This window comes from Arthrobacter sp. Leaf337, assembly GCF_001423745.1.
GTDB lineage: Bacteria > Actinomycetota > Actinomycetes > Actinomycetales > Micrococcaceae > Arthrobacter.
Genome location: NZ_LMPC01000026.1, coordinates 104,762 through 118,373, shown reverse-complemented (window position 1 = coordinate 118,373; position 13,612 = coordinate 104,762). Strand labels below are relative to the sequence as shown.

Below are 13,612 nucleotides of genomic sequence, written 5' to 3'. Positions count from 1 at the left end.
GCGGCCTACCGGCTGTCCCGGCCATAAGGGAGCCGGTTCAGCCGTTCTCCCACACCCGTGCTCCGGGCCCGCGCCCGGGTCAGCCGGGCCAGTTCCCGCTCGCGGCGTTCCACCAGCACGGCTGCCAGATACTCTTCCGGACCCGTGCCTGCCGGCGGCGGCGGGGCCACACACGCTGACACCTCGGTGGCGAGGGACACCGCCATGGAAGCGCGCGACGCCGGCGCCATCCGTCCCGCCTGGCGGATGAACTGCGCCGAGCGGCGGGCCACCGGGTCCGGTATCCGGCCGATGTCGGCAAGCGCCGCCCAGGACCTCAGGTGCGGAGGCACGAACGGGACGAACGGCGGTTCGGTAGGCACCCGGCGCCGCAGGGAGTAGGTTCCTGCCACCACGTCACCGAGCCGCTTGGATTTGTCATTGAACAATGCGACGGCGATGGCCAGTCCGCCGAACGTCAGGTAGATCTCCAGGAAGCCGATCAGGCCGCGGATCAGCGCGTGCCGGAAGCGGATGGCGCCGCCGTCGTCCCGGACGATCCGGAGCCCGGCAGCCAGCTTCCCCAGCGAGAGGCCCCGGGTGAGGGTTTCCACCGCCACCGGGAGGATCACGAAACAAAAAACCACACTGACCAGCACCAGGGCACGCGCAGCCGCCCCGTCCAGGTCACTGTAGGCAGACGAAATCACCGTCATCATGACGATGAGGAGGACGACGTTCGCAACGACGTCCAGGATCAGGCCCAGCGCCCGCGCAGCGAACGACGCCGGGCGGAGCTCCAAGACAACTGCTTCACCTGTGATGATAGAGCTCAAGCCGGGTCCCCGTCCCCTACACGCCGCCTACGGACGCTCACAGTCTAATCCGGGGGCGCTAGGGTAGTGCCGTGGACATCGATGCGTTCTCCGCGGTCAACGGGGACAAGTGGGCGCGGCTTCACGTACTGGCGTACAAACGGCGCCTGGACGGCAGCGAAGCCGATGAACTGCTGCGCCTCTACCAGACCACGTCCGCCCACCTTTCCCTGCTGCGCTCCGTGGCCCCCGAAACAGGGCTCTCGGCCTCCCTGTCGGCCACACTGGCCCAGGCCCGCACACGCTTCACCGGGGCCCGGTCCAACTTCATGGACGACCTCGCACGGTTCTTCGTCATCGCACTGCCGGCGGCGTTGTACCGGATCCGCTGGCTTACCGTCTGGTGCGGCCTGGCGTTCTGCCTGGTCGCGGGGGCGTACGCATTGTGGATCGCCACGTCGCCCGACGCGCTCCGGGCCCTCGGTTCGGACGCAACCGTCAAGCAGTACGTCGAGCGGGATTTCGTCGACTACTACTCGGAGAATCCCGCCGCGTCGTTCGCCGGCGCAGTCTGGACCAACAACGCCTGGATCGCTGCCCAGGCGGTGGCCCTGGGCATTACCGGTTTCTGGGTTCCGATGATCCTCTTCAGCAACGCCCAGGGGCTGGGGATTGCGGCCGGTGTCTTCGCCGCCGTCGGGAAGGCCGATGTCTTCTTCAGCTACATCCTTCCCCACGGCCTGATGGAACTCACCGCAGTCTTCATTGCCTGCGCCGCGGGCCTGAAGATCTTCTGGGCCATGGTTTCCCCCGGACCCCGGACCAGGGGCCAGGCAGTGGCTGCGGAAGGGCGCTCGCTGATCACCGTGGCGCTGGGACTTGTCGTGGTGCTGTTTGTCTCCGGCCTCGTGGAAGGCTTCGTCACCCCCAGCAGCCTTCCGGTGTGGGCCAAAATTACGATCGGTGCGGCGGTCCTGGCTGCGTACTGGACGTATGTCCTGGTGTGGGGCAGACGTGCGTATCGTTCGGGCGCGTCGGGCGACCTGGACAGCGCTGATGCAGGCTACACGGCGCTGGCTTCGTGAATACGTGACGGAACGGGGTGGCACCTGCCGCCACGGAGTGCCTGACGGTAGGCTCATCTGGAGATAAGTAGCGTTGCCTGGCGGTGTCCGGCAACGCGGACGCCTACGGAAGTGAAACTGCAGTGACTGAAAAGACGCCCACCCCGCCGAATCGGCAGGATCCGCACCTGGATCCGGCCGACGACACTGCCGAGCCCGCCTTCGACTGGATGAAGCCTGCCGGCACTGGGGCAGGAGCGGCGGCCAAAGCACAGGGAACAGCCCCCGCCGGAAACACGTCACCTGTTCCAGGCGCTGCCGCAGGCAAGGGACAGCCGGCAGCGTCCGCCGGCACCCCTGCCTCCCAGGACGGCGCCCCTGCAGCCCGAGGCGGCACCCCTGCCTCCCAGACCGGTGCCCCTCTCGCCCAAGGTGGCATGCCTGCTTCCAATGCCGGCACGCCTGGTTCCCAGGCTGGCAGCCGCGCCGACCGCAAAGCGGCGGAGGCCGCCGTCGGACCGGCCGCGGAGCCGCAGGGGAGGGGCACGCATTTCCGCGAGCCGCTGCCCACTTCGGCCCTCCAGGTGCGCCCGCCGCAGGACGAAGTGGAGCGCCGGAACGCCGAACGGGAGCTGGCGAACAACACCAAGCCCGTCCTGCCCCGCGTGATGCAGGTGCTGCTCGCGGTCTTCTACCCGCTGGTCCTCCTGGTCCTGGCCGTCCGGGCCGTCGCGAGTCCGTTGTTCCTCTGGGTTGAATACAACCGTCCGGGCTTCCCCGGCGACGGCTACGGCTTCAGCACGGATGACCGCATGACCTACGGGTCCTACGCCGTGGACTACCTCACCAACTGGTCCGGCCCGCGGTATCTCGGCGAACTGGTGAACCGCAGCGGCGATGCGCTGTTCCAGGAAGGCGAAGTCAGCCACATGGCGGACGTCAAGCTCGTCATCCTGTCAACGTTCGCCGGCGGCGCGCTGCTGATCCTGCTGGGCATCATCGCCATCATCTACCTGCGCCGGCGCAGCACCGGGGGAGTCCGCCGCGGCCTCTTCGCCGGCTCCGTCGCAACGCTGGTGATCATTTTGGGGCTGGGCACTTTGGCGGCGCTGGGCTGGCAGCAGTTCTTCACCGAGTTCCACCGGATTTTCTTCGCCAACGGGACGTGGACGTTCGCCCTGGACGACACCCTCATCCGGCTCTTCCCGGGACAGTTCTGGGTTGATTCCGGGATCGTCATCGGCGCACTGGTCCTGATCGCCTCCGTTGCCACCCTGATCCTCACCTGGCCCACGCGGAAGCGCCGCGGCCTCGCCAGGAAAACGAAGGACAAAGACACCGACGCCTTGGTTGCGTCAGTCAAGGACGGGGACGCCGGGACAACGGACCTCCCCGACGCCGCGCAGCGACGCACCCGTGGAAACTCCGCAACGGTGTAACAGACTCCGCAGAGGCACAGTGAAGGCGACCGGCGCAGGCCGGTCGCCTTCATTGTGTGCACGGCATTCATTATTGTGTGCGGCACGTGCCGGGGCGACCAGCCCCGGGTTAGCGGTACAGGCCGTTGATGTGGGCTTCGAAGTCGCGGACGACGGCGGCCCGCTTGAGTTTTAGTGACGGTGTCAGGTGACCCGACTCCACTGTGAAATCGGCATCCAGCAGGACGAAGCTGCGGATCGATTCCGCCTTCGAGACCAGCAGGTTTGCCTGGTCGATAGCGCCCTGTACGGCTTCCCGGACCCGGACATCCGACGTTGCTTCGGCCACACCCAGTACCGGAATTCGCTGGGCCGAGCACCAGTTCTCCAGGCCCTCCGGATCGAGGTTGACCAGGGCGGAGACGTACGGCCGGCCGTCGCCCACCACCACAGCCTGGGCCACGAGCTGGTGCTCCCGGATCTTTTCCTCGAGCGGCCCGGGTGCTACGTTCTTCCCGCTAGCAGTGACGAGGAGGTCCTTCTTGCGGCCGGTGATGGTGAGGAAGCCGTCTTCATCCAGCGCACCGAGGTCTCCGGTGCGGAAGAACCCGTCCACGAACGCTTCCGCGTTGGCGGCCTCATTCGCGTGGTATCCCTTGAAGACGCCAATGCCCTTGACCAGGATCTCGCCGTCGTCGGCGACCCGGACCGTGGTGCCGGGCACGGGAATTCCCACCGTGCCTACCTTGGTCCGCGACGGGGTGTTGGCGGTACAGGGGGCGGTGGTTTCGGTAAGGCCGTAGCCCTCCAGCACGGGAATGCCGGCACCGCGGAAGAAGTGTGCGTCGTTGGAGCTCAGCGGGCTGGCACCGGAGACCGTGTACTTGACCTGTCCGCCGAAGGCCTGCCGGAGCTTGGGGTAGAGCAGCCGGTCAAAGACGGCGTGCTTGGCGCGAAGCATGAGGCCGGGCCCGCTGCCTTTTCCGCGGGCCTCAGCGTCGAGCGCCTTGGAGTAGTCGATGGCCACCGCGGAAGCGGCCGCGAAGAGCCGCTCCTTTCCGGCCAGGGCAGCCTTATGGCCGGCACCTGCGTAGACCTTCTCAAAGATCCTGGGCACCACCAGTAGGAACGTGGGTTTGAACGAGGCCAGGTCCGCCAGCAGCTGGGCGGCGCTGGACGTGTGGCCCAGGGTCACTCCCGCGCTGAGGCACACCACCTGGACAGCGCGGGCCAGGACGTGGGCGAGAGGGAGGAACATGATTGTCCTGGCACCCTCCTGCCGCAGGATTTCGGGAAGGAAGTCCACGATGTTGGTGGCCACAAGGGCGAAGTTGCCGTGCGTTATCTCGCAGCCCTTGGGCTTGCCCGTGGTGCCGGAGGTGTACACCAGCGAGGCGACGTCGGCCAGGCCTGCCGTGCTGCGGTGCCGCTCCAGCTCGGCATCAGTGACGCCGGCGCCGGCGGCGGCGAGGCTAGCCAGGTTCGGTGCGCCGCCGTCGTCGTCCATGCGCACGACTGTCACCACAGCATCGCCGAGCAGCTCGGAGTGGGCCAGGACGCCGGCCACGAGCCCGGCCTTGGCCGGGTCCTCAACGAACACCCTGCGGGCGCCGGAGTCATGCAGGATCCACTCGACCTGGCCTGCCGAGGAGGTTTCATAGACCGGAACGGTCACGCCGCCGGCGAACCAGATGGCGAAGTCCACCAGGGTCCATTCATACCGGGTCCCGGACATCACAGCCACAGTGTCGCCCGGTGCCAGGCCTCCGGCGATCAACCCCTTGGCAAGTGCCACTACCTTGTCCAAGAACTGCTGGACGGGGACATCAACCCAGCCGTTGGGGCCTTTGCGGGAATATATGGCGTGCGACGGATCCTTGGCGTGCTGCCTCAGCAGCAGGTCGGTCACGTTGCTGTTCTGATCCAGCTCCACGAGCAGTTCAGTGCTTGCTTCCCTCACAGCCAGTCTCCCTTCCGGATCCGTGATGCGGTGTCCCGGCACCCTTGCCATACTGCCCTAGATCCAGGACGGCATCCACATCCTGAACCGCCAGTCCTGGTAGGGAATGATTTCCGCGGTCCAGATGGGGTAGAAGAACGCCGAGACCAGCACCGCTCCGACCACGAACACTGCCACGAGATACAGGCCGGAACGCCGGCGCCACAACGGGTCCGAGCGTCGTCCGAGCACCAGGCCCAGGCAATATGTCAGGGCCAGGACCAGGAACGGTTCAAAGGACACGGCATAAAAAGTGAACATGGTGCGTTCCGGGTACATGAACCAGGGGAGGTAGCCCGCGCCGACCCCGGCGAGGATGGCGCCGGCCCGCCAGTCGCGGCGGCCTGCCCACCAGAACAGCAGGATCACCAGTGCAACCGTGGCGCTCCACCAGATCAGGGGGTTGCCCACGGAAAGGATTGCCGAGGTGCAGTTGGCGACGTCGCAGCCGGGGCTGCCCTGTTTGGGGGACTCATAGAAGAACGACGTGGGCCGCCCCATCACCAGCCAGCTCCAGGCGCTCGCCTCATAGGGGTGGTCGGAGCTGAGTCCCTGATGGAACTTGTACGCTTCCAGGTGGTAATGGGCCAGGGACCGCAGCGGCCCCGGAAGCCAGCCCCACTGGGCTGAGGGGTTGGTGTCGGCCCAATGGCGGAAGTACGCATCCTTCGACTGGAACCAGCCGGCCCAGGTGGTGAGATAGACCAGCACGGCGACGGGCACGATGCTCAGGAAGGCGGGAATTCCGTCCTTGATGATGCCTCCGCTGATCCACCCGCGGATGCCTGCGATCCGGCGCGCGCTCAGGTCCCAGAAGACTGTGAGGAGCCCGAAGGCCGCCATGAAGAACAGCGCCGACCACTTCGTGCCCACGGCAAGCCCCAGGCAGATGCCCGCGGTAACGCGCCACCAGCGGATGCCGAGCCAGGGCCCGGACACGAGCTGGACCACGGAGGGCCTGCCGTCCGGGGCAGCTCCGGCCTGGCGCCCCAGCCTGGCTGCCAGCCGCCGTCGGCCGTCGTCGCGGTCCATCAGGAGCGCACCGAAAGCTGCAAGCACCCAGAACATCAGGAAGATGTCCAGCAAGGAGGTCCGGGACATCACTAGATGGTGGCCGTCCACCGCCAGCAGCAGGCCTGCCACAGCCCCCAGCGTCAGCGAGTGGAAGAGCTTCTGCGCGATCAGGGTGATCAGGAGGATGGACAGCGTCCCGGTCAGCGCGGCGCCGAAGCGCCAGCCCAGCGGGTTGTCCGGGCCGAACAGCCACATTCCTGCCGCGATCATCCACTTGCCCACCGGCGGATGCACAACATACTCGGGCGAGGACAGGATGACGCCGGGGTTCCCGGCCACGAAGGATTCGTTGGCCTTGTCCGGCCAGCTGCGTTCGTACCCGCTGACCAGGAACGAATAGCCGTCCTTGACGTAGTAGGTTTCGTCAAATACCAGGCTGCGCGGACTCTCAAGGCGGACGAAGCGGAGGGCGCCGCCGATCGCCGCGGTGATGGCCGGAATGAGCCAGAACCAGAGCCGCAGCGACGGGGGATAGTCACGCCAGCTGCGGATCCCGCCGATCAGCCGCTCCTGCAGGGCGCTTTCGGTGAACGCTTCCCGCGGCCGGCGGATCCACCGCTGGCCCTCAAGGTTGCGTCCCGAAGTCCCGGAGGCCGGCCGTGCTGGTTTGGCCGGGTCGGCCGGGTCGGCCTCGACAGGAGGTACGGAGGTCTGCGTCACGTGCCCATGCTACCTTTTGGCGCTGGAAGAGCCTGCCAGCAGTAGGCTGGTCGTGTGGACCAACAACTCAGTACTTCCCCCGCGGGCAGCTCCGATGACGCCGGCACCTTCGATGAGCCCTGGGCTCCGGCGGCCGAACCTGCGGCCCGCGCCACGGAAGGGCAGCCGGGCAGGATTGTGCTGGCTGCGACGCCCATCGGAAATGTCGGCGATGCGTCCCCCCGGCTCGTTGAATTACTCACCACGGCTGACATCGTCGCCGCGGAGGACACCCGGCGCCTGCACCGGCTGGTGCAGAACCTGGGGATCGCCGTGCCCGGGCGTGTGATCAGCTACCACGAGCACAACGAAGCCGCGAAGACCGCCGAGCTCCTGGATCAGGTGCGGGCAGGAAAGACCCTCGTGATGGTGACTGACGCCGGTATGCCGTCCGTCTCGGATCCGGGGTTCCGGCTGGTTGAGGGCGCCGTGGCGGCCGGCCTGACGGTCACCGCAGTGCCGGGGCCGTCGGCGGTCCTCACAGCACTCGCCCTCTCCGGGCTCCCGACCGACCGGTTCTGTTTTGAAGGGTTCCTTCCCCGCAAGGCCGGTGAACGTGCCTCCCGGTTGTCCGAGCTCGACGCCGAACGCCGGACGATGGTCTTCTTCGAGGCGCCGCACCGGCTGGAACCGATGCTTCGGGCGCTGCGCGAGCGCTTCGGCGGCGACCGCCCGGCCGCAGTGTGCCGTGAACTCACCAAGACCTACGAAGAAGTCATCCGCGGGCCGCTGAGCCACCTGCTGCAATGGGCAGAAACCAACGAGGTGCGCGGTGAAATAGCGGTGGTGGTTGGCGGCGCCCCGGAGCGTGAGCCGGGCAAGACGGAGGACCATGTGGCCGCAGTCAACGGGCTCATTGCGCAGGGCATCAGGTTGAAGGAAGCCGTGGCGGCCGTGGCCGAGGACGCGAAAGTCAGCAAGCGGGAGCTCTACTCAGCGGTCTTGGCCGCCCGCTAGGAGCCGGGATCCGGTCTTGTGCAGCTGCACAGCAACATTCGGAGTGCGTAGTGCGCCCATGCATAGACGCTCCGGAGCGCGCGGCAGTACCGTGGCTGTAAAGCAGCCGAGAGCTGAACCCATCCCACACCCCAATTGCTGACGAGGGAGTCATCGTGACTGTAACTGCACAGCCCACTGTTACTGCGGAGCGCGAGAGCGAGCTGCTGGCCTCTGTTCCCACCGGCCTGCTGATCAACGGCGAATGGCGCCCGGCAGCGTCCGGGAAGACGTTCGACGTCGAGGATCCCGCCACCGGCAAGGTGCTGCTTAGCATTGCTGACGCCGGCGCCGAGGACGGCAAGGCAGCGCTCGACGCCGCCGCTGCCGCGCAGGATTCCTGGGCGAAGGTCCCGGCCCGTGAGCGCGGGGAAATCCTGCGCCGGGCGTTCGAACTGGTCACGGCCCGCGCCGAGGACTTCGCGCTGCTCATGACCCTGGAAATGGGCAAGCCCCTGGCCGAGGCCCGCGGCGAGGTCACCTACGGCGCCGAGTTCCTGCGCTGGTTCTCCGAGGAAGCCGTCCGTGCGTTCGGCCGCTACTCGGTGTCCCCGGATGGCAAGTCCCGCCTCCTGGTGACGAAGAAGCCCGTGGGCCCCTGCCTGCTGATCACCCCGTGGAACTTCCCGCTGGCGATGGCCACCCGCAAGGTCGCCCCGGCCGTGGCCGCCGGCTGCACCATGGTGCTGAAGTCCGCGAACCTGACCCCGCTGACCTCCCAGCTGTTCGCCGCCGTGATGCAGGAGGCCGGCCTGCCCGCCGGTGTCCTGAACCTCATCCCCACCTCAACGGCCGGCGCCACCACGGGCCCGCTGATCAAGGACTCCCGGCTCCGGAAGCTCTCCTTCACCGGCTCCACCGAAGTGGGCCGCCGGCTGCTCTCGGACGCCTCCGAAACGGTCCTGCGCACGTCCATGGAACTCGGCGGGAACGCCCCGTTCGTGGTCTTCGAGGACGCCGATGTGGACGCCGCCGTGGCCGGGGCCATGCTGGCGAAGCTGCGGAACATGGGCGAGGCCTGCACAGCCGCGAACCGCTTCATCGTGCACGAATCCGTCGCGGACGAGTTCGCGGAGAAGTTCGCGGCGAAAATGGGCGAGATGACCACGGCCCGGGGCACCGAGCCCGATTCCAAGGTGGGCCCGCTGATCGATGCCAAGAGCCGGGACAAGGTACACGAGCTCGTCACCGACGCCGTGAACTCCGGCGCGGTGGCTGTGGCCGGCGGCGGCCCGGTGGACGGCCCGGGTTACTTCTACCAGCCCACCATCCTCAAGGGCGTCACCGAGGGCACCCGCATCCTGTCCGAGGAAATCTTCGGACCCGTCGCGCCGATCATCACCTTTGACACCGAGGACGAGGCGGTCCGCCTGGCCAACAACACCGAGTACGGCCTGGTGGCCTACGTCTTCACGCGCGACCTGAACCGCGGCATCCGGATGGGCGAACGCCTGGAGACCGGCATGCTCGGCCTGAACGCCGGCGTCGTGTCCAACGCGGCGGCCCCCTTCGGCGGCGTGAAGCAGTCCGGGCTGGGACGCGAAGGCGGCCTCGAAGGCATCGAGGAATACCTCTACACCCAGTACATCGGCATCGCCGACCCCTACGCCGGCTAGTCCGGACGCAGGGCAACCGGCAGGCTAGCCCTGCCGCAGCCGCCGCAGGCCGTCGCGCACCGTCCGCCAGGACCGCGCGGCGGCCTGCGCCGGTATGGCGGCTGCCCGTGCGATGGCACGGAACGGGGCGGTGACCATGCGCCCCCACCGGTTCATGACCGACGGCGGTAGCCATTCCGCCCGGAGCCGTCGGGCCGGCCGCGAGTGCCTCCGCAGCGATGCCTGAACCACCGCTATCCTGTCTGCCGCGGAGGGCGGGGCGGCCCCGGCGGCCCCGGAAGCGGCGGCACCGTCCGTGTGCCCGGGCGGCGGCCCGTACTGCTGGCGTTCGAAGTCCGCGGTCAGTGACGCAACCGCCCGGGCGCCGGCGTCGTCCGCATTGTCCGGCCCGCCCAGAGCCCCCGACCCGCGAAGCCGGCCGGAGAAGTGCCGCGGAGTTTCGCTGAGGCCGGGAGCCAGTCCGTAATCGGTGGCCAGGTCCCGCAGTTCCGCCCAGGCTGCCGCGGCCGTGTTGCCCGCGGAGGACGGTGCGCGCCGGAGTCGTCGTGACCGCAGGCCCGTGCGCACCATCCGGGGCGATGCGGCGATCAGGGCAACGACTAGGAGGCCGGCGGCGCCGTAGAGCGGCAGCGTCAGCGGGTGCCCTGCTTCACCGGCCGAATCCAGCCCCGGGAGCGGCGCCGGCGTTTCCGGTGTGGCGCCCGGCGTGGCGGCATTGGACGGGATGAGGTCGTCGTTGTTTTCGTTGGTGCCGGCGCCGCCCGGGGTGAAGGCCTGCGCTGCGTAGTCCGGCACCATTCCACGTGAAGGCGTCGGTTCAAACGCCACCCAGCCGAGTCCTTGGAAATAGAGTTCGGGCCAGGCGTGCGCGTCCCTGGAGTCAACTTCGTATTCGGTCAGTGCGCCCTGCCCGGGAACCGAAACCGTGCCACCCGTGGACCGGCCCGGCGCGTAACCCACGGCGATGCGGCTGGGGATGCCTTCCAGCCTGGCCATCACCGCCATGGCCGAGGCGAAATGGATGCAATAGCCGCTCTTTTGGGTCAGGAAATCCGCGAGAACTGAGAGCCCGTTGCCGTCGTAGCCGCCCTGCACCGGGGACTGCAGGGAATACGTGAATTCGACGGAGCGCAGGTAGTTCTGGATGGCCATTGCTTTGGCATACGCCGTGCTGCTTCCCGCGGTCACGGTGTCCGCGGTGCTGCGCACGATGTCCGGCACGTTGTTGGGCGGCCGGATGAATTCCTCCGAGATCCCGCGCACGGCCGTTGTGGACTGGGACAACAGTTCGGGCGTGAGCCTGGGGGCGGTGGACTGCACAACATACTGCTGGTTCCGTGAGTTGGTGTCCACGCCCTTGATGCTCAAGGTGGCCGGATCCCAACTCCACCGTCCGGCCAGGCCGTTGACCGAGTCCGGAGCGTACGGCGCTGGCAGGTACGGGCTGGTGAAACGCCCGGTATTGATCGCCGTGACCTGCCGGACCTGCTCGTCAGCGACGATCTCGTACCCGGTGTCCATCCGCCCGACCCCCACCCGGCGGGAAGGGTCACGGTCGTCCGGCGACCACGAATCGCCGTCGAACCGGTCCACGGTGACGGACCGCAGGTAGGGGGGCCTGCTGGCACTGGTGGCATAGGTGATGCGCCCGTCGCCGGCGGGACTCCGCAAGCTGTTGCCCAGGCTGATCATCGGGTTGAGGCCGGTGGACGAACCCCACGGATTCAGCCTGGAACCCTGCGGGAAGGTGCCTTGGTCAAAGCCCGGAACGGCGAGGGGGAGGAGGAGCGTGATCGCCAGCGCCATGCCGCCGGTGAGGGCTGCGCGGCGGAACTGTCCCGGATTCCGGGCGGTGTCGGCCGTGGTGCGGTCAGCCGGGGCGAACCACTGGCTGCAGGCAAGGATCATCAGGTAGCCGGCGGCAGCGGCCGCAAACGCCCACGGCCCGACGCTCTGCGGTTTGACCATGGCCGGCACCACCAGGATGGCCACGAGCCCCAGCCCGCTGGTTGCCGGCAGAGCCAGGGGCACGGCAAGGGCATCGACCAGGATGACCACCAGGCCCAGGACGGCGCAGGTGACCAGTACGATGCCGGCGTTGGGCGCCACCGGGGAGCTCTCGGCCAGGACTGTTTCGCTGGCCCGGCGCAGGTACCTGCCCAGCTGCTCCATGGTGTCCCCGGATGGAATGAACCCGGCGATGCTGAACCTCCGGAAGAAGGTGAAGGTCAGGATGAAGACGAGCGCTGCGAAGCCGCCCAGCGCCACCAGGAAGGGTTGCGCCCGCAGCGCCCGCAGGACGGCCATGGCCAGGGCAACAACAAAGACTGTGGTCAGCACCGGAAGATACCAGGCCCAGCCCCGCAGCACCCCGTTGAGGGACAGGGCGGCGCCGGCGACGGCAATGGCGACAGCAGCGGCCATGACCCACGGATGCGCACCGACTCGGCGCGGCCGTGGAGCGGGAGCCGTGGATGGTGCCAGGACTTCGGAGGTGCGGCCGGTCCCCGGACCGGAGTGCCGCTGGGGAGTCATGGTCATCTGCTGACTCCTGTGGCGCGGCGGACGTCCGCGGCAGCCGTGGCGGCAGCCGCATCGCGCTGGTCGAAAGAGGACCATGCCGCTGCCACCGATGTGGCGGGGGTGATGGCCACGGCCCGCCAGCCGCCGGACCGCAACGACTCAACGGCGTCGTGGCACTCTCCCGGATGGTCGGTGACGATGATCGCAAAAGCGTTGGCCCCGAACCCGGCGGCGGCGGACAGCGAGCGTGCCTCGGCTGCCTGCACGTGTCCCAGGATCGCCATGATGGGGCCGCGCTGGCGGTGGGCGGAAAGCTTGTCCATGAGCCGGTCGTCGAAGGCCCGCTGACCCGACTCGGGCGCCGCGTGGTGTGCGGCATGGTGCGCGCCGGAGAGCTGGATGGCCGCCAGGCTCTCGGCAATGGACTGCAGGCCCGCGGACCCGGTGTATTCCTCGGCCTCAGGTTCCGGGGCGGAGGGAGAATGCAGGAAGGCGGCTTCCCCCGCGGGATCGAGGAACCGCAGGGCATAGTTGCGTTCGGCCAGATGGGCGCTCACCGACATGGCGGCCGTAACCGCCCATTCGAAGGTGTCGCTGGTGATCAGTTCGTGGCCGTCCTCACCGGACGTGGCTGAAAAGGCGGCGCCCGGTCCGCGCGCAAACGCCGACCACCGCTGGTCCAGGATGATGGTGGCCTCCGGCGTGGTCACGGATTCCTCCTGCCGCACCATCAGGGCACCGTGCCTGGCGGTCGCAGCCCAGTGGACCCGGCGCATCGGATCTCCGTGGCGGTACTCGCGGGTCATGACGTCGTCGTCGCTCGGGTTCGCCCGGATCCGCGTGGCCGTAACGCCGTCGTTGCCGCGTGCGCCGGCCAGTCCCGTTGCGGGGAGCTCGACGGCGGCGGGCGTCACCGTCAGTGTGTCGCCTTCGTCGATCGCGTGGCGGTGCAGCGAGAGTCCGAAGGGGTCGGTGAACTCGGCCGTCACCGGGCCGATGACGAACTGACCCCGTTTGCCGGACCGGAGGTGGTATTCGTAGCGGCTGGTCCCGCCGGTCGCCGCGCGGGACGGGAAACGGAAGGCCGGCGATTCACCGAACCGTGACGGCAGGCGTTCCTCCATGATCACCTGGCCGGTGGCCGGGCCGGTTCGGGCCACGGCGAGGCGCACGGTGGTGGTCGAGGAGGTTTCCACGCTGGCGGGGCTGAATTCGCGGTACACCTTGAACCGGGGCTTGAGGAGGCGGATCCCTGCCAGCGAGACCAGCGGGAGGACGATCAGCAGGATGCCGAGCGAAAGGAGATCGCGCCGGCCCATGACCTGTGCTGCCAGCAACGAAACCACACCGGCAGCCAGCAACCCCCAGCCGCGTGTGCTGAAGAGGTGCCGCGGGAGCCTGTCGGTGAGGGCCATCGTGGCGCCGTCCG

General features: G+C 68.2%; 9 protein-coding genes. 4 read left to right on the top strand and 5 right to left on the bottom strand.

Annotated elements, in window-relative coordinates; genetic code table 11:
* Positions 1–5: 5 nt before the first annotated feature.
* Positions 6–815, bottom strand: coding sequence for an RDD family protein (locus ASF98_RS16670; protein WP_055803987.1), 810 nt, complete (start codon positions 813–815; stop codon positions 6–8).
* A 71-nt stretch (positions 816–886) separates the two neighbouring features.
* On the opposite strand from ASF98_RS16670, the gene ASF98_RS16665 reads away from it, so the two are divergent.
* Both ASF98_RS16665 and ASF98_RS16660 read left to right on the top strand, forming a co-directional pair.
* Positions 887–1,879, top strand: coding sequence for a stage II sporulation protein M (locus tag ASF98_RS16665; RefSeq protein WP_200939392.1), 993 nt, complete (start codon positions 887–889; stop codon positions 1,877–1,879).
* Between the two features lie 122 nt (positions 1,880–2,001).
* Positions 2,002–3,297, top strand: coding sequence for a TIGR01906 family membrane protein (locus ASF98_RS16660; protein ID WP_055804362.1), 1,296 nt, complete (start codon positions 2,002–2,004; stop codon positions 3,295–3,297).
* Positions 3,298–3,406: 109 nt separating this feature from the next.
* Here ASF98_RS16660 and ASF98_RS16655 read toward each other — a convergent pair whose 3' ends face one another.
* Positions 3,407–5,236, bottom strand: a complete 1,830-nt coding sequence (locus tag ASF98_RS16655; protein ID WP_055804359.1) for an AMP-dependent synthetase/ligase — start codon at positions 5,234–5,236, stop codon at positions 3,407–3,409.
* A 57-nt stretch (positions 5,237–5,293) separates the two neighbouring features.
* A complete protein-coding gene (locus tag ASF98_RS16650; RefSeq protein WP_055803984.1) occupies positions 5,294–7,009 on the bottom strand; it encodes a dolichyl-phosphate-mannose--protein mannosyltransferase in 1,716 nt (571 codons plus the stop codon).
* 54 nt (positions 7,010–7,063) lie between these two features.
* Between ASF98_RS16650 and rsmI the strand changes: the two genes are divergently transcribed.
* A complete protein-coding gene (rsmI, locus tag ASF98_RS16645; protein WP_442854045.1) occupies positions 7,064–8,005 on the top strand; it encodes a 16S rRNA (cytidine(1402)-2'-O)-methyltransferase in 942 nt (313 codons plus the stop codon).
* 155 nt (positions 8,006–8,160) lie between these two features.
* On the top strand, positions 8,161–9,660 hold the full coding sequence (locus tag ASF98_RS16640) for an NAD-dependent succinate-semialdehyde dehydrogenase (protein WP_055803982.1): 1,500 nt from the start codon (positions 8,161–8,163) through the stop codon (positions 9,658–9,660).
* Positions 9,661–9,684: 24 nt separating this feature from the next.
* Here ASF98_RS16640 and ASF98_RS16635 read toward each other — a convergent pair whose 3' ends face one another.
* The gene (locus tag ASF98_RS16635) at positions 9,685–12,201 is read right to left on the bottom strand and encodes a DUF3488 and transglutaminase-like domain-containing protein (protein ID WP_055803979.1); all 2,517 of its coding nucleotides are present in this window, start codon (positions 12,199–12,201) and stop codon (positions 9,685–9,687) included.
* Positions 12,198–13,598 (bottom strand): DUF58 domain-containing protein, encoded by a 1,401-nt coding sequence (locus ASF98_RS16630; protein ID WP_055803977.1) that lies wholly within the window; start codon positions 13,596–13,598, stop codon positions 12,198–12,200. Before ASF98_RS16630 ends, ASF98_RS16635 begins: the two co-directional genes overlap by 4 nt.
* Positions 13,599–13,612: the final 14 nt, after the last annotated feature.